The sequence below is a fragment of the Actinophytocola sp. genome, from assembly GCF_035942955.1.
Taxonomy (GTDB): Bacteria; Actinomycetota; Actinomycetes; order Mycobacteriales; family Pseudonocardiaceae; genus DASYTH01.
In genome coordinates this window covers 1-15896 of sequence record NZ_DASZCQ010000095.1, presented here as the reverse complement: position 1 = coordinate 15896, position 15896 = coordinate 1, and the positions used below count along the sequence as shown (strand labels likewise).

At 71.2% G+C, this 15896-nt stretch carries 18 protein-coding genes; 4 read left to right on the top strand and 14 right to left on the bottom strand.

All coding sequences use genetic code 11. The features are described from left to right. Positions 1-31: 31 nt before the first annotated feature. The 3 genes from nusB to VGX25_RS09925 form a co-directional block, all read right to left on the bottom strand. Positions 32-460 (bottom strand): transcription antitermination factor NusB, encoded by a 429-nt coding sequence (gene nusB, locus VGX25_RS09935; protein ID WP_326917349.1) that lies wholly within the window; start codon positions 458-460, stop codon positions 32-34. Between the two features lie 96 nt (positions 461-556). After that, positions 557-1120 carry an elongation factor P gene (gene efp / locus VGX25_RS09930; protein ID WP_326917348.1) on the bottom strand — a complete coding sequence of 188 codons (564 nt, stop codon included), beginning with the start codon at positions 1118-1120 and terminating at the stop codon, positions 557-559. Between the two features lie 26 nt (positions 1121-1146). Then, on the bottom strand, positions 1147-2259 hold the full coding sequence (locus tag VGX25_RS09925) for an aminopeptidase P family protein (protein ID WP_326917347.1): 1113 nt from the start codon (positions 2257-2259) through the stop codon (positions 1147-1149). 39 nt (positions 2260-2298) lie between these two features. Here VGX25_RS09925 and VGX25_RS09920 point away from each other — a divergent pair, with 39 nt between their 5' ends. Then, positions 2299-2799, top strand: a complete 501-nt coding sequence (locus VGX25_RS09920; protein ID WP_326917346.1) for a B-4DMT family transporter — start codon at positions 2299-2301, stop codon at positions 2797-2799. A 728-nt stretch (positions 2800-3527) separates the two neighbouring features. On the opposite strand, the gene VGX25_RS09915 is transcribed toward VGX25_RS09920, so the two are convergent. From VGX25_RS09915 to VGX25_RS09885, 7 genes are all read right to left on the bottom strand, one after another. Beyond that, positions 3528-5015, bottom strand: a complete 1488-nt coding sequence (locus VGX25_RS09915) for a family 43 glycosylhydrolase (protein WP_326917345.1) — start codon at positions 5013-5015, stop codon at positions 3528-3530. Positions 5016-5105: 90 nt separating this feature from the next. Then, positions 5106-5696 (bottom strand): helix-turn-helix domain-containing protein, encoded by a 591-nt coding sequence (locus VGX25_RS09910; RefSeq protein ID WP_326917344.1) that lies wholly within the window; start codon positions 5694-5696, stop codon positions 5106-5108. Positions 5697-5797: 101 nt separating this feature from the next. Next, on the bottom strand, positions 5798-6187 hold the full coding sequence (locus tag VGX25_RS09905; protein ID WP_326917343.1) for a VOC family protein: 390 nt from the start codon (positions 6185-6187) through the stop codon (positions 5798-5800). Beyond that, complete coding sequence (gene aroQ / locus VGX25_RS09900; RefSeq protein ID WP_326917342.1) at positions 6184-6618, bottom strand: type II 3-dehydroquinate dehydratase; 435 nt, start codon at positions 6616-6618, stop codon at positions 6184-6186. Before aroQ ends, VGX25_RS09905 begins: the two co-directional genes overlap by 4 nt. Then, on the bottom strand, positions 6615-7727 hold the full coding sequence (gene aroB / locus VGX25_RS09895; protein WP_326917341.1) for a 3-dehydroquinate synthase: 1113 nt from the start codon (positions 7725-7727) through the stop codon (positions 6615-6617). The genes aroQ and aroB overlap by 4 nt, the downstream gene beginning before the upstream one ends. An 11-nt stretch (positions 7728-7738) precedes the next feature. Next, positions 7739-8017, bottom strand: a complete 279-nt coding sequence (locus VGX25_RS09890; RefSeq protein ID WP_326917340.1) for a DUF397 domain-containing protein — start codon at positions 8015-8017, stop codon at positions 7739-7741. Beyond that, positions 8014-8868, bottom strand: coding sequence for a helix-turn-helix transcriptional regulator (locus VGX25_RS09885; protein WP_326917339.1), 855 nt, complete (start codon positions 8866-8868; stop codon positions 8014-8016). Before VGX25_RS09885 ends, VGX25_RS09890 begins: the two co-directional genes overlap by 4 nt. Before the next feature lie 106 nt (positions 8869-8974). On the opposite strand from VGX25_RS09885, the gene VGX25_RS09880 reads away from it, so the two are divergent. Further along, a complete protein-coding gene (locus VGX25_RS09880) occupies positions 8975-9244 on the top strand; it encodes a hypothetical protein (protein ID WP_326917338.1) in 270 nt (89 codons plus the stop codon). Here the strand turns inward: VGX25_RS09880 and VGX25_RS09875 are convergent. Both VGX25_RS09875 and VGX25_RS09870 read right to left on the bottom strand, forming a co-directional pair. After that, positions 9223-10326, bottom strand: coding sequence for a DNA glycosylase AlkZ-like family protein (locus tag VGX25_RS09875; protein WP_326917337.1), 1104 nt, complete (start codon positions 10324-10326; stop codon positions 9223-9225). The two genes, VGX25_RS09880 and VGX25_RS09875, sit on opposite strands and share 22 nt — an antisense overlap. Beyond that, entirely contained in the window at positions 10323-10844 is a 522-nt protein-coding gene (locus VGX25_RS09870; RefSeq protein WP_326917350.1) for a shikimate kinase, read from the bottom strand. The genes VGX25_RS09875 and VGX25_RS09870 overlap by 4 nt, the downstream gene beginning before the upstream one ends. A gap of 342 nt (positions 10845-11186) precedes the next feature. Here VGX25_RS09870 and VGX25_RS09865 point away from each other — a divergent pair, with 342 nt between their 5' ends. Next, positions 11187-12086, top strand: coding sequence for a sigma-70 family RNA polymerase sigma factor (locus VGX25_RS09865; RefSeq protein WP_326917336.1), 900 nt, complete (start codon positions 11187-11189; stop codon positions 12084-12086). Here the strand turns inward: VGX25_RS09865 and aroC are convergent. Then, complete coding sequence (gene aroC / locus VGX25_RS09860) at positions 12083-13273, bottom strand: chorismate synthase (RefSeq protein WP_326917335.1); 1191 nt, start codon at positions 13271-13273, stop codon at positions 12083-12085. The two genes, VGX25_RS09865 and aroC, sit on opposite strands and share 4 nt — an antisense overlap. A 54-nt stretch (positions 13274-13327) precedes the next feature. Here aroC and VGX25_RS09855 point away from each other — a divergent pair, with 54 nt between their 5' ends. Continuing rightward, entirely contained in the window at positions 13328-14110 is a 783-nt protein-coding gene (locus VGX25_RS09855; RefSeq protein WP_326917334.1) for a class I SAM-dependent methyltransferase, read from the top strand. Positions 14111-14227: 117 nt separating this feature from the next. Here VGX25_RS09855 and aspS read toward each other — a convergent pair whose 3' ends face one another. Further along, positions 14228-15538 (bottom strand): aspartate--tRNA(Asn) ligase, encoded by a 1311-nt coding sequence (gene aspS, locus VGX25_RS09850; RefSeq protein ID WP_326917333.1) that lies wholly within the window; start codon positions 15536-15538, stop codon positions 14228-14230. Positions 15539-15896 lie beyond the last annotated feature (358 nt).

Here is a 15896-nt window from a genome sequence, read left to right as displayed (position 1 = left end):
GTGCTATGGCCCCACAAAAGGCTCACGACACCTACAGCGTGGCGCGGAGGCGGTCGGCGATCGTGGCGATGCGGCCGAGGACGCCGTTGACGAAGCGGGGGGAATCGTCCGTGGACAGGGTGCGGGCCAGGGAGACGGCCTCGTCGATGGCCACCGGGTCGGGGACGTCGGAGATCCAGAGCAGCTCGTAGAGGCCGAGGCGGAGGATGGCGAGGTCGACCGCGGGCATGCGGGCCAGCGTCCAGCCCTCGGCGTGCTCGGTGAGCAGTTCGTCGATGCGGTCCCGGTGCGCGGCGACGCCCTCGACCAGGCGGATCGTGTAGTCGTTGAGGGGCGGGGTGTCCGGCTCGGTGGGGCGCTCGGCCAGCAGGGTCACCGGGTCCTCGCCGCGCAGCTCGGCGGCGTACAACAGGTCAATCGCGCGCTTGCGGGCCTTGGTTCGGGCGCCGAGCCTGGTCATGCCATCACCTCGCAAGCTCGGTGCTGGCTGACCTGTCGCCTCGCAAGCTCGGCGACGGGCTCGGTGTCCAATTGTTCGCTCCGCAAGCTCCGCTCACTATGAACTGACCCGGCCGAGGTAGCGGCCGTCGCGGGTGTCGACCTTGACCTTCTCGCCGGTGGACAGGAACAGCGGAACCTGGATCTCCGCGCCGGTCTCCAGGGTGGCCGGCTTGGTGCCGCCGGTGGAACGGTCGCCCTGCAGGCCGGGATCGGTGTGCTTGATCACCAGCTCGACCGAGGTGGGCAGCTCGATGAACAGCGGCGTGCCCTCGTGGGTGGCCACCATCACCGTCTGGTTCTCCAGCATGAACCGCGCCGCGTCGCCGACGGTCTCGGCCGGGATGTGGATCTGCTCGTAGGTCTCGCCGTCCATGAAGACGTACTCGTTGCCGTCGGAGTACAGGTAGGTCATGTCGCGCTTGTCGACGGTGGCCGTGTCCACCTTCACGCCGGCGTTGAACGTCTTGTCGACCACCTTGCCGGACAGCACATGCTTGAGCTTGGTGCGCACGAACGCCGGGCCCTTGCCGGGTTTGACGTGCTGGAACTCGACGACCGACCAGAGTTGTCCCTCGAGGTTGAGCACGAGGCCGTTCTTCAGGTCGTTGGTGGTGGCCACGGAACAGTTCTCTCCCGGTAGTGGATCTACACGACGACGAGCTGCTTGGTGGTCAACGTCAGCAGCTCGGGACTGTCGTCTCGGACGACGAGCGTGTCCTCGATGCGGACTCCGCCCCGTCCGGGCAGGTACACGCCCGGCTCCACGGTGACCGCCATGCCGGCCGAAAGTCTACCGTCACCAATCTTGGACAACAGCGGCGCCTCGTGGATCTCCAGACCGACGCCGTGGCCAAGCCCGTGCGGGAACTCGTCGCCGTGGCCGGCCTTCTCGATCACCTGCCGGGCGGCCGCGTCGACCTCTCGGACGTCGGCCCCCGGCCGCAGCGCCGCGCGCCCGGCCGCCTGGGCGGCGGCCACCAGCTCGTACAGCTCGCGCTGCCAGTCGGCCGGCTCGCCGAGCACCAGGGTCCTGGTCATGTCCGAGTGGTAGCCGTCGATCAGCGCCCCGAAGTCCAGCTTGACCAGATCACCGGTGCGCAGCACGGCGTCGGTCGGCCGGTGGTGCGGGATCGCCGAGTTGGGCCCGGCCGCGACGATCGACTCGAACGACGGCGAGTCGGCGCCGAGGTCGAGCATCCGGTTCTCCAGCTCCCGCGCCACCTCCCGCTCGGTGCGTCCCGGGCGCAGGCCCCCGTGCTCGATGAGCTCGGCCAGCGCCCGGTCGGCCGCGGCACACGCCATCCGCAGCGCCTCCACCTCGGTGTCGTCCTTGATTTCCCGCAGCTTCTCCACCCGCCCGGGCGCCCGCACCAGCTCGACGCCGTCGCCGGCGGCCCCGGTCAGCACGTCGAGGTCCTCGACCGTCACGTGGTGGCTCTCGTACCCGGTCCGCCGGTAGTTCTTCGCGTCCGCGCCGGCCAGGCTGGCCAGCGCGGGCGCACTGCGGCGCTCGATCACCCGTTGCAGGTCGGGCACCTGCCGCTCGGACTGGATGAGGTACCGGCCGTCGGTGCAGAAGACCGTCAGCCCCTCGGCGTTCGGCTCGTCCGCGGCGTGCACCAGCAGCGCGGCGTTCGATCCGGTGAACCCGGTCAGGTATCGGATGTTGCGCAGGTCGACCACGAGGAGCGCGTCCACGTCGATATCCCGCAGACTCTCCCGCAACGCGGCCCGGCGGCGGCTGTGGATGTCGGGCATGTCCGCAGCGTACGGGTTGCCGGCCTCTAGGCTGAGCCGATGCGAACCTGGCTGCTCCGCGGTGGTGTGCTCGCCGTCGTGCACGGCGCCGCCCAGACGATCGTGGCCGCGTTCACCGTGCGCAACCCGACGTCGCAGAGCACGCTGGCGGCGATCGTGCTCGGCATCCTGGTCGGGATGGTGGCCGTCTGGGGCGTCATCGACACCTGGCGCGCGGTGCCCCGCCGGGAGACCGCCTGGCTCATCGCCGCCCTCATCACCGGCTGGGGCGCCGGCATCCTCGGGGTGATCGGCCGCGCCCTCTTCGTCGACCAAACCGGTCCCAGCGAGCTCGGCTCCGCGCTGACCGGCGGCGCCGCCTTCACCGCCCTCCTCGTCTTCGTCCCCGCCGGCCTCGGCCTACTGGCCGGCCGCTGGATCAAACCCCCGACCCGGCAACGGAAACCCTCGCCCGAGGACGAGCCCCCGGCGGAGAAGCCGACCCCCACCCCCAGGCCACGCGCCCAGCGCGGAGGAGCTAGGTCGACACCGCGCTCATAGCCTGCGGCCGGGACGCCGGAAGATCGCCACGAACAGCCCGATCGCCGCGCCGCGCGCCGCGCGGCCAGCGCGGCGCGGCGATCGGGTTGGTTGGCGTTGGCGTCGGCAACCGTCCACTGTGGAGAACGGGACGCTGCATGACACACCGTGCCCTCCATCGGAGCCAAGCCCCACAAGGAATGTCGCCGCGCGCAACATGAGGTGGGCTCCGCGATCGATACGGGGTGCCGCGAGGTCGAACCCCTACGCCAAGCCCGACGGGGAGCAAGGTAACCGGAAGATCACCGCGCAATCCGGCGCGCCGCGCGCGCCGGCGGATCGATTTATCGCGATCGGACTGCGGCACCAGCCGACACCCGGAAGATGCGGTGGCCGTGGCCGTGGTTCTCGGCCGAGCGCGGCGGTGCCGCCAAGCCGGCGCGGTGGCCGCGGGCAGACGGCGCGGACGGGCCGGCGGGCCGACACCCGGCCATAGCCAAGCCCCACAAGGAAAGTCACCGCGCGCAACATGAGGTGGGCTCCGCGGTCGATACAGGGTGCCGCGAGGTCGAACCCTGCGCCAAGCCCGATGGGCGAAGCAACGTTGCCGCGCAATCCGGACGCGCGCGCCGCGCGCGTGGCGCGTGGCGCGGGATCGGTTTGTCGCGATCGGGCTGCGGCGCCGGCCGACGCCGGATGCTGCGGGGCGTTGGCCGCGGTTGTCGACTGAGCGCGGCGGTGCCGGCGGCTCAGCGGGGTGGGGCTACCAGGTCGACGCCACGGTCGTAGGTGTCCCATTGGGTGGGGGTGATGTCGGTGATGGTGGAGGAGTTGCGGTCGAGGGCGGTGAGGGGGGAGAGGGGCCAGAGGTGGTTGTCGATCAGAAGAGCAGTGCCGCGAGCGGGGGCGCGGAGGGCGGGGAGTTTGGGGGTGAGGTGGGTGGCTACCGGGACCTTGTCCAGGGCGGGGATGCGGTGGTTGAGGATGAGGGTGGCGAGGGCTTCGGCTACGGAGCGGCGGTCCACCCTGACGATGGTGCCGGCGATGATCAAGTCGATGGTGCGGGTCGGGGAGGGCATGGCGTAGCCGTTGAGGGTGAGCAGGGCGCGGGGGGCGGTGGCGCAGGCGTCGACGTCGATGAGGTCGAGGCCGAAGTGTTTGAGGTCGGTGGGGCCGGCGGGGCCTTCGCGGGTGGCGCGGACCAGGTCGATGGGGACGGTTTCGCAGGGGGTGTGGAGGGGGATCACGGCGTGGCCGTCGGCGCGGCGGACCAGGCCGGGGCCTTCGCGCCAGGGGCCCTCGACGAGGATCGGGCGGTAGGGGTTGATGCGGAAGTCCTTGTCCCAGAAGGTGATTGTCGTGCCGCCGGCGGTCTCGTGGGCGATGGCGAAGGCGGCGAGGGCGTCGACCCACATGAGGTCGGCGCTGAACGCGTCGACGACCGAGCGCCAGCGGGAGCCGGTGTCGGGCACGGCGCGGAAACCGCCGGGGGTGAGGGCCTCCACGCCGCGCGCGAAGGCGGGGTCCTTGGCGCGTAGGACGAACTGGCCGGCGCCGTTGTGGCCGGCGTCGCGGCCGGTGGTGTCGGTGAACATCAGGTAGAACCAGCCGTCGAGGTAGACCGCGGACGGCTGGCCGGCGCCGTAGACGTTGTCGTTGCTGACGTTTCGCGCCGGACGCACGATGGGCTCGCCGGCGCGGGTCCACACGCGACCGTCCGGGCTGGTGGCGACGCCGATCGTGTTGCTGTGCGCGTGATCGCCGGGCGAGCCGGTGTAATACATGTAGTAGGTCTGGCCGGCCCTGATCACCGACGGGTCGCAGACGTGCATGGCGTCGAACCCGGCGGCGCTGCCGGCGAACACCGGGGTCGCCGGGTCGAAGCGGTCGAGGGTGCGGGCCTCGGCGTACATGATGTCGTCGCCGGGCGGCCCGGCGATGCCGCGCTGGCTGCACCACCACATCCGGTACAGCCCGCCGTCGGCCATGACCGAGGGGGCGTAGTTGTACGGGGCGTCCCCGCCGCCGGCGGCGATCACGCCGGGGCTCTGCCGGCCGTTGGCGGTGCGCAGCGGGGCCAGCTCCGGAGTCGGCGGTTCGGTGGTGCTTGGCGGAACGGCCATCCGGCCGGCCGGTTGCTCGGCCGTGCCGCTGGGTGGTGGCGCCGGTGGCCCCGTGGATGCCTCGCTCGTCGTGCACGCGGTCAGTGCCGCGGCGCTGAGAAGCGCAGCGGTCACCGCGACCGGTAACCGGCGATGCATGCGTGAACGAGCCCCTTCATGTCACTGCCCGGCGTCAGTGTAGGGATCGTCCTGGCGTGCTCGGCGTTAGCTTTCGACGATCGACCGGGCCAGCTCGGCCAGCCCGGCGCGCAGCCGCTCGGGCTCGATCGTCCGGCGCAACGCCTTGCGCTGATCGGCGCCGAGCGGGCCGAGCAGGGTGTGCGCCAGGAAGTCGGCGTCGGCGCCGGGCCGCGCCTCGGCGATGAGCATGGCGACGTGCCGGTGCCACAGCCGGTAGGCGCCGATCTCGTAGCGGGCGCCGGGCCGCGCGGTCTCGGACATGTGCACGAGGTCGAGGTGCGCGTCGAGGAACTCGGCGTACCGGGTGAGGAACGCGACCAGCCGGTCGGCCGGCGGCGCTCCGGGGCCGAGCGGCGGCGGGCCGGACAGCACCGCGGCCTGCAGCTCGCGCTCGCGGGAGTCGAGCAGCGCCACCGCGAGGCCGGCCTTGTCGCCGAACCGGCGGAACAGCGTGCCCTTGCCGACCCCGGCGGCCTGCGCGACCTGGTCCATCGACACGGCGTCGACGCCGTGCTGGCGGAACAGCCGCGCGGCCGCGTCGAGGATGCGCGCCCGGTTGCGCGCGGCGTCGGCCCGCTCCTTCGGGGGCGGCCCGATGGTCGGCAGCTCGGTCACGGACCGGACTCTAGTCCGGACACGACTGCACGAGGGCGGAACATGGCTGCACGAGGGCGGAACATGGCTGCACGAGGGCGGGACACACCGGTGCGGGTGGGTCAGCTGGCCACCAGTTCGACCTCGTAGCCGGCCTCGTTCTCCAGGTAGGCGGCGTAGTGGTCGGGTCCGCCGGCGTGCGGGTGGCGGTCGGCGAACATCAGCCGCCAGCCGTGCTCGGCGGCCTCCTTGGCCAGCCGCTCCACCCGGTCCGGCGGGCCGGCGTGCAGGGCGAGGTGGTTCAGCCCCGGCCGGCGCCGCTCGTGTGCGTCCCCGGAGCGGTCGGGCGAGTCCTCGAAGACCAGGTAGGTGGCGCCGAGGCGCCAGCTCACCCCGTGTGGCCAGCGCTGGTGCTCGGTCCAGCCCAGCTCGGTGAGCAGCCAGCCCCAGGAGCGCTCGGCCTCGGCGAGGTCCGGCACCCACAGCTCGACGTGGTGTAGCCCGCCGGTCAACTTTTCGCGTTCTCCGCCAGCCAGCGCAGGGCGAGCGGGTAGCCCTGGATGCCGAGGCCGACGATCACCCCGGTGGCCACCGCGGAGATGTGGCTGTGGTGCCGGAACTCCTCGCGGGCGTGGATGTTGGAGATGTGCACCTCGACCAGGGGCGCGGTGAGCGCGGCGCACGCGTCCCGGACGGCGATCGAGTAGTGGGTCCAGGCGCCGGCGTTGAGCACGACCGGAACGCCGTCGTCGGCGGCGCGGTGCAGCCAGCCGAGCAGCTCGCCCTCGTGGTCGGTCTGCCGGACCTCGACCTCGATGCCCAGCTCGCGCCCGCTGGCCTCGCACAGCGCGACGAGGTCGGCGTAGGTGTCGTCGCCGTAGATCACCGGCTCGCGCGACCCGAGCCGGCCGAGGTTGGGACCGTTGAGCACCAACACGTTCATCGCAGCGCCTCTCCCCCGTTCTGGTTCGGTTCCCCGGCGACGGCCGCGTACGCGGCGACCAGCAGCTCGGGCTCGGGGCCCTCGAGCCGGCCCGGCTTGGCCAGCCCGTCGAGCACCACGAACCGCAGCACGCCGGACCGGGTCTTCTTGTCGCCGTACATGATCTCGACGAGCTCGGGGAGCGCGTCGGGGGCGTAGCGGGTGGGCAGCCCGATCGACGTCAGCACGGCGCGGTGCCGGTCGGCGGTGGCGTCGTCGAGCCGGCCGGACCGGCGGGCCAGCTCCGCGGCGAACACCAGGCCGACGCTGACCGCGGCGCCGTGCCGCCAGCGGTAGTTCTCCCGCCGCTCGATCGCGTGCGCCAGGGTGTGGCCGTAGTTGAGGATCTCCCGCAGGCTCGACTCGCGCAGGTCGGCGGCGACCACGTCGGCCTTGACCTGGATCTTGCGGCGGACCAGCTCGGCGAGCACGTCGCCGGCCGGGTCGAGGGCGGCCGCGGGGTCGGCCTCGATCAGCTCGAGGATCCTCGGGTCGGCGATGAACCCACCCTTGATCACCTCGGCCATCCCGGCGACCAGCTCGGCGGCCGGCAGGCTGATCAGGGTGTCCAGGTCGACCAGCACGGTAACCGGCTCGTGGAACACGCCGACGAGGTTCTTGCCGGCCTCGGTGTTGATCCCGGTCTTGCCGCCGACCGCGGCGTCGACCATCCCCAGCAGCGTCGTCGGCACGTTGACCAGGCGCACCCCGCGCAGCCAGGTGCCGGCCACGAACCCGCCGAGGTCGGTCACCGCGCCGCCGCCGAGCGCCACGATCACGCCGCGCCGGTCCAGCCCGATCCGGCCGAGCACCTCCCAGCAGAACCCGGCGACCGACAGCGCCTTGCCGTCCTCGGCGTCCGGGATCTCGATGCGGTGCGCGTCCAGCCCGCCCGACACCAGATCGTCGCGCAGCGCCTCGGCGCCGGTCGCCAGCGTCGGCGGGTGGATGATCGCGATCTTGGACGCGTCCGCGACGGCGGCGCTCAGCTCCCCGCGCAGCCCGCGCCCGACCACCACGTCGTACGGATGCTCCGTGGCCACCCGGATCCGCACCGGCTGATCTGTCACGCCGCTGAACTCTAGGCCGAGCGGAGGAAGGCGGTGAACGCGGTGGCCGGGAAGGCGAGGGCGGCGGTGGGGTTCTTGGAATCGCGCACGGCGACGAGGGGTCCGGCGAAGGCGATCTCGACGCAGGCACTGTTGTGGGCGTCCGAGCTGCGGCTGCTCTTGCGCCACGACATGGCGTCCACGAAGGCGATCTCAACACAGTTGGAGTTGTGGGCGTCCGAGCTACGGCTACTCTTGCGCCAGACCAGCCAGGAGAGGTCCACTGTGGACACTGTGACCGCCTCTCTCACAGTTGAACGTACCGCAGGGCGGCGATCTGCTCGATCAAGGCCACCGAGTCGGCCGGATTGAGCGCCTCGCTGCGAAGCGAGTCGAACACCAGTCTAGCCTCGCGCACCTCGTTCTCGTCCTCGATGTGCAGCGCCCCGGTCACATACTCGTGGTAGAGGAGCTCCGGCTCGTCGGGATCGGGGAAGTCGAGCAGGATGAACCCGCCGTTCATGGCGGCGGGCGGGCACCCGTCCATCTGCAGCACCTGGAGGGTGACCGTGGGCAGCGCGGCCATCTCGACCAGCTGGTGGAGCTGTGCGCGCATCACCTCCGCGCCGCCGATCTCCCGGCGTAGCGCCGCCTCGTCGATGATGGCCACCAGCTCGAGCGGGTCGTCCACGCTGGTGAGCCGTTGCTGGCGGATCAACCGCACGGTGACGTCGTTCTCCAACATCTCCGGGGTTCGGCGATGGAGCGAGCGCTCGAATAGTGTGCGCATGTACGGCTCGGCGTGCAGTAGGCCGGGCAGCTGCATACCTGAGTACTCGTAGACCCGGCTCGCCTCGGTCTCCGCGTCGATGTATCCGACGTCTTGGATGCCGTACTTGGTGAACCAGCTTGGTTTGACGGCGTCGCGGACGGCGTCGAGGAGGCCCTCCTCGTAGTGGTCGTAGAGGTCCATCATCGACCGGACGAGGTGCACGGTGGCGCGGGTCGCGCCGCTCTCGATGCGGAACAGCGAGCTGCGGGTCAGGTCCAGCCTGGGCGCGGCCGTCTCCAGGGTCAGGCCGGCGGCTTCCCGCATGGTCCGCAGCCGCTTGCCGAGCCGCCGGCGGCGGAACGGTGGCTTCTTGTGCGCCTTCACGAGCACTCTCCGATGATAACTGTGAGTGCTCACATGATCGCATCGAGAAATTCAGTGCGGTTGTTCTCAACTGGATAGTGGGGTGCCGTCGTCCCAAAGAGACGGAGGCACCATGCAATCCGCGCACCTGGACCGTATTCAGAAGCTCCTGTGGCAGGCCCGGATGGAGGCGGCCAGCCGCCGGTGGCATCTGGAGAACCGGGCCGCTCCCCCGCTGCGGTCCCTCGGCGCCGAGGCCGGGGAGCCCCGGCTGCACCAGGCGGCCGTGCACGCGACCAAGGCCGCCGAGCTGTTCGACGCCGCCGGCGACGCTCTGGTCGCGGCCATCGACCTGGTCGAGGGGTGCGCGCCCGCGGACGATCAGGACTCCCAGACCACGTGAGGATGCGGCGCGCCCGCCCCGCGGACGGCCGCCACCAGCTCGGCCGCCGTGTCGACGGCGGCCCTGATTCCCTTGCGGGGCTTGCCGAACGGCGTCAGGTGCAGCGAGATCGTGCGGCCCGAGACGCGTTGCCGCCAGATGCCGCGTACCTCGCCGTCGACCAGCAGCACGCCGGGACTCACCTGCGCCCGCCACACCAGCCTGGCGATCTCCCGGTCGGGCACGACGAGCGAGCGGTGGCCGAGCAGGTACGGGTCGCGCGGTGGGAGCAGCACCACCGGCGGGGGCGGCGGCGCGCCGGCGGCCCCGGGCCAGCGCAGCAGCCTGTCGCCGCCCACCGTGACCGGCTCCAGCCGCTCGGCGACGGCGGCCCAGCCGGGCGGCTCCCAGCGCGGCTTCACCGGCAGAGGCCTGGTGTCCAACCAGGACAGCACGTCGTCGGCGTCGACCGGCCCGGCCAGGCGGGCGAACTCGCGCACCAGGTAGCCGGGGTCGTCGGCGGCATCCGAGGACGGCGGCGGCCCCAGTCTGAACATCAACTTGCGGTCGCCGCGCTCGAGCTCCAGGCCGGCGAGGAACGCGCCCAGCCGGAACAGACCCTCGAGAACGTGCTCCACCCCGCACCGGTCGCACCACGGCCGGGCCGCCGCCGGGAGCAGCCGGCTGATCGCGCCGGACAGCTCGCCCTTGCTCGCCCGCTCACCGGGAAACTCGGCTCTCATCGACTCGACGACCCGGTCGACGACGGCCAGCGCGTCGACTCCCAAGTCCATAAAGGACTGACCGGCTCCGCCCAGCCAGACCATGAGCTCCGCCGGTGTCCGGGGGCGGAGCGCCGCCCGCAGGCGCGGCAGGTCCGCCCGGCGGTGCACGTGCGGGGCGCCGCGGATGCTGAGCATGCGCACCAGGTCCGGATCCTCCCCGGCCCGTGGATCACCCGTGCGGATCGCCAGCGCCAGGTCCGCCGAGCCCGACGGCGCGTCCTGCACGCCGATCGTGAGCACGTCCAGCGCACCGTCGCCGTGCAGACCCTGCACCCGGGCGCGGTGCGCGACGACCTCCGCCCGGTCCAGCTCGGTCATGTCCCGACAAGCCCGAGCGCGTCCAGCACCTCGCTGACGATCTGGTCCGGGGACCGGTCGTCGGTGGCCACCTCCACGGTGGCGACCTCCCGGTAGAGCGGGAGCCTGGCCTCGAGCAGCTCCTTGAACTTCGCCCGCGGGTTCACCCCGGCCAGCAACGGCCGGGCCGTCGACAGCCCGGTCCGGCGCACCCCCTCGGCGAGCCCGACGCTGAGGAACACCACCGAATGCCCCGCCAGCCGCCCGCGGGTCCGCCGCGACAGCACCGATCCCCCGCCGAGCGCCAGCACGCCGGAATGCCCGTCGAGCGCCGCGGCCACGGCCCGCTCCTCCTCCGCCCGGAACGCCGCCTCGCCGTCCTCGGTGAAGATCACGCTGATCGGCTTCCCCACCGCCGCCTCGACATCGGCATCGGTATCCCGAAACTCCACCCCGAGCGCCTTCGCCAGCCCCTCCCCGACCGTCGTCTTCCCCGAGCCGGGCGGCCCGACCAGCACCACCACCGGTCCCTGCGACATCACGCGCGGAGAATACCGGCCGCCCCCGACACGCCCGGATGAGCCGCTCGAGATCGTCGACGCGGACCCGCCACCGGTGATGGGCGAGCACCGACGCCACGAACAGCACCACCGGCGCAAACCGCAGCAGCAGAAGGATGAGCGCGCTCGTCACGACGCAAGACATGGCCCACCGACCGGAAACCACACGGATCGTGACGCGGACGTCATACTGGGTGGCGACGCCGGTCTATGCACCGTCCATGTCCCCGCCACGCCTCAGGGGGTCCGGTGTCCACAGCGCCTGACCAGATCCACGAGCCCAGCGACGCCGAGCTGGTCGAATCCGTCCGCAACGGCTCGATGTCCGCCTTCGAGGTGCTGTACCAGCGCCACCTGGCGAGCGCGCGCTGGCTTGCTCACCGGCTCGCCGCTGCACCGACCGACGTCGAAGACCTGGTCTCCGAGGCGTTCACCCGGGTTTTGACGGCCATCCACGCCGGCCGGGGTCCGAAGTCGGCGTTCCGCGCCTACCTGCTGATGACTTTGCGCAATGCCGCCTATGACAAGGCGAACCAGGATCGGCGGCTGACGCTGGTCGACGATGTCACCGGCGTCCAGGAGCCGCCCTCGGAACCGGTCCGGGAGGCGGTCTTCGCGGCGTTCGAGCGTGATCTGGTGAGCCGGGCGTTCGCCCAGTTGCCTGCCCGATGGCAGGAAGTACTCTGGCTCACCGAGATCGAGAAGCGCACTCCTGCCCAGATCGCGCCGATGCTCCACTTGACCCCCAACGGTGTATCGGCACTCGCCTACCGAGCGCGGGAAGGCCTGCGGCGTGCCTACCTCCAAGCGCATCTCGCCGACACCGCCGAGGAGTCCTGCCGCGAGGCGATTCTCCGGCTCGGCGCTTGGATCCGGGATGGGCTGTCCCGAGGCGATACCGGGCAGGTGGAACGGCACCTGCGGGAGTGCTCGCGGTGCTGGGTGGTTGCCGCCGAACTCGCCGACATCAACGCGACGCTACGCGGCAGCGCACCTATGTCGGAGCGCACCCAGCACATCGTGGGGCTGCACACCCACTGCATCGTGGGGCTGCGCACCCGCCCACTCCCGAACACCAACTTTGATCAGGTGTGGGAGTCCGAGTGGCTTGACTCTTTCCAGCCGGAGGGCTTGGCGCATCGCTCGTTGCGGTGGCTGGCCGTGGTGGCGGTGGCGCTGTTCTTCGTGCTGGTCGGCGTGGCGGTGCTGCTGCTCGGCTAGCCCCACCATTCCTGCAACGCCTTGAGGTAGGCGTCGGCGTTGCGGCGGGTCTCGGCCAGTGAGTCGCCGCCGAACTTCTCCAGGGCGGCGTCGGCCAGGATGAGCGCCACGACGGACTCGAGGACGACGCCGGCGCGGGGGACGGCGCAGACGTCGGAGCGCTGGTGGATGGCCACCGCCGGCTCTCCCGTTTGGACGTCCACTGTAGACAGTGCACGGGGGACGGTGGAGATCGGTTTCATGGCGACGCGGACGCGTAGCGGCTCGCCGTTGGTGATGCCGCCTTCCAGGCCGCCGGCCCGGTTGGAGCGGCGGCTGACCCCGGACACGCCCTCGGTGCGGTCGATCTCGTCGTGCGCCCTGCTCCCCCACCGGCGCGCCGTGGTGAAGCCGTCGCCGATCTCGACCCCCTTCATGGCCTGCACGCCCATCAGCGCGCCGGCCAGCCGGGCGTCCAGCCGGCGGTCCCAGTGCACGTGCGAGCCGAGGCCCGGCGGCAGCCCGTAGGCGATCACCTCGATCACCCCGCCGACCGTGTCGCCGGCCTGCTTGACCGCCTCCACCTCCGCGACCATCGCCTCGGTGGCGGCCGGGTCGAACGCCCGCACCGGGCTCTCGTCGATCGCGGCCAGGTCGTCCGGCCCCGGCAGGTCGCCGTCCGGGGCCCGCGCGGCGCCGATCGACACCACGTGGCTGATCACCTCGACGCCCAGCAGCTGCCAGAGGAACTCGCGGGCCACGGTGCCGAGCGCGGTGCGCGCCGCGGTCTCCCGTGCGCTCGCCCGCTCCAGCACCGGCCGGGCCTCGTCGAACCCGTACTTCTGCATGCCGGGCAGGTCGGCGTGACCGGGCCGCGGCCGGGTCAGCGGGGCGTTGCGGCTCAGCCCGGCCAGCTCCTCCCGGTCAACCGGGTCGGCCGCCATGACCTTCTCCCACTTCGGCCACTCGGCGTTGTCGATCCGGACCGCGATCGGCCCACCCTGGGTGACGCCGTGCCGGACCCCGCCGAGGAACTCGACCCGGTCGGTCTCGAACCCCATCCGCGGGCTGCGACCGAACCCGAGCCGGCGCCGGGCGAGCTGCTCACCCAGCTCCTTCGTGGTCACCTCGACCCCGGCGACCATCCCCTCCAGCACGGCGACCAACGCGGGCCCGTGCGACTCCCCTGCCGTCAACCAACGCAGCACGTCATGCATCCTGTCACGGCACGCTCGAGCCCGTGTGGTGCCATACTCCGGCGGGTGGGAAGCTCCGCCGGACTGTTCGACTACGACGCCGAGCTGGCGCGGTACACCGAGCCGCTGCGCGCGGCCTTCGCCGTCGGCCCCGGTGACCGCGTCCTGGACATCGGCTGCGGCACCGGCCAGACCACCCGCGACGCGGCCAGGGTCGCGGCCAGCGCGGTGGGCGTGGACGTGTCCGAGCGGATGCTCAAGGTCGCCCGGCGGCGGGCCGCCGAGGAGGGCCTGCGCAACATCGCCTTCGAGCTGGCCGACGCGCAGACCCACCCCTTTCCGCCGGCCCACTTCGACCTGGCGATCAGCCGGTTCGGCACGATGTTCTTCGCCGACCCGGTCGCCGCGTTCACCAACATCGCCCGCGCCCTGCGGCCGGGGGCGCGCCTGGTGATGCTGGTCTGGCAGTCCGCCGACCGCCAGGAGTGGTCCACCGCCGTCCGCCAGGCCCTGGCGCCCGGCCGGGAGCTGCCCGCGGCCGCCGGGCCCGGCGCGTTCTCCCTCGCCGACCCGGCCGTCGTGGCGAAGATCCTGTCCGCGGCCGGCTTTTCCGACGTCGACTTCACCGACGTGCACGAGCCGGTCTACTACGGCCCGGACCCTGGTGCGGCCTGCGAGCAGGTGCTCGTGCTGGCCAGCGCTCGAGACCTGCTCGCCGGCCTGGACCCCGCCTCGACCGAGCGGGCCCTCGACCGCCTCCGCGCGACCCTGGCCGCCCACGCCACCGACGACGGCGTCTGGTTCGACGCCCACGCGTGCATCGTCACCGCGCACCGCCGTCCCCACTGAATTTGTCGGGGTCGCATGCCGGAAGGGCGTGCTCGGCCGCGGCCGGTGTCCGAGCGGGCCGTCACGTTGGTGTCGCTGCGCCGCAGAGGCGCGTTCACGCGGTCGTGGGTGCGTCGGTCAGGGTTCTAGGCGGTTCGGGCCACGGAACAGGAACGTGGACTCGCGGATGCTGTCCAGGCCGAGCAACACCATGAGAATCCGGTTCAGCCCGGCACCGAGCCCGCCGTGGGGTGGGGTGCCGAACCGGAAGCAATCCACATAGGACCGCAGGGGGTCAAGTTTCATGCCCTTCTCTTGGGCCTGCTTGACCAGCACGTCGTAGCGGTGCTCACGCTGGGCGCCGGTTGTGATCTCGATGCCCTTCCAGTACAGGTCAAAGCTCTCGGTCACTGCCGGGTTGTCAGCCGGCCGTAGGTGGTAGAACGGGCGAATCGAGATCGGGTACTCGGTGACGAACGCGAACTCGTGGCCGTGCCGCTCCTGGACGATGGCCGAGAACGTGCGCTCGCCTTCCGGGTCGAAATCGACCTTGGCACCGGACGGATCCCAACCGCGTTCGCGCAGCAGTTTGAGCGCGTCGGCCATGGTGTAGCGGGGGAACGGCACGGTGGGGACTACTAGCTCGGTGCCGAACAGGTCGGCAATCTGCGCGCCGTGCTGCTCGTGCACCGCCGCCAGCGCATGAGCGAGCATGCGTTCCTCGAACCGCATCACGTCCTCAACGCCGTCAATCCAGGCGATCTCCAGGTCAATGCCGGTGAACTCGGTGGTGTGTCGGGAGGTGAACGACGGTTCGGCGCGGAACACCGGGCCGATCTCGAATACCTTGTCGATCCCGGCGGCAATGGCCATCTGCTTGTAGAACTGCGGCGACTGGGCCAGATAGGCGGTCGTGTCGAAATACTTGACCTTGAACACCTCCGCGCCGGACTCGGACGCGGTGCCCATCAGCTTCGGCGTGTGTAGCTCGGTGCACCCTTCGGCGTAGGCAAACTCGCGGATGGCCTGCTCGAACGTGGTTTGCACCTCGAAGATCACGCGGTGCTCGGGGTGGCGCAGGTCCAGAAACCGCCAGTCCAACCGGTGCTCGATCCCGGATTGCTTGTCGATCGGCAACGGCGTGTCAGCCTTGGCCGCGACCTCGATCGACGTGGGCACCAGCTCCAACCCACCAAGCTTGACCACCTCGTTGGCAACCACGATGCCGGTTACCTTGATCGCCGACTCGGGCGGCATGCCGTGCTCGATCAACTCTTCCAACTCGCCGCCGCCATCGGGCCGCTTGTGGGTGACCTGCACCAGGCCGGTGTGATCCCGCACGATCACGAATTGCAGCTTGCGCTGCAAGCGCAGCGAGTTGACCCATCCGTAGACGGTCACCTGCTGGCCAATGTGCGCGGCAAGATCACGCACAAGCGTCCTTGGCATCAAACAATCCCCTTGAAGTCCTGGTCAGAGTCACCATGGCCGCACGACTGCACGATTGGCCGTACGCATGTCAAGGGTAGTGCACACACCATGGACGGCCGGATGCAGCGCGCAGCAACAGGCCCCGCCGGATGGCGGTACACCCCTCCCGGTGATGCTTCTAGGTTCGATTACATATCGCGCTCTAACGATCACTATTCGAGATCAGGTGAGCGGGTGAGGTTCCCCCCAGACCGTGGAGGCATGGACTATGAGGATGATGCGCCATGCCGGAGAAGCGACGGCGGTTCGACCGGGAGTTCCGTGAGGGAGCGGTCCGGATCGTCCGCGAGACGAACAAGCCGATCGCCCAGGTCGC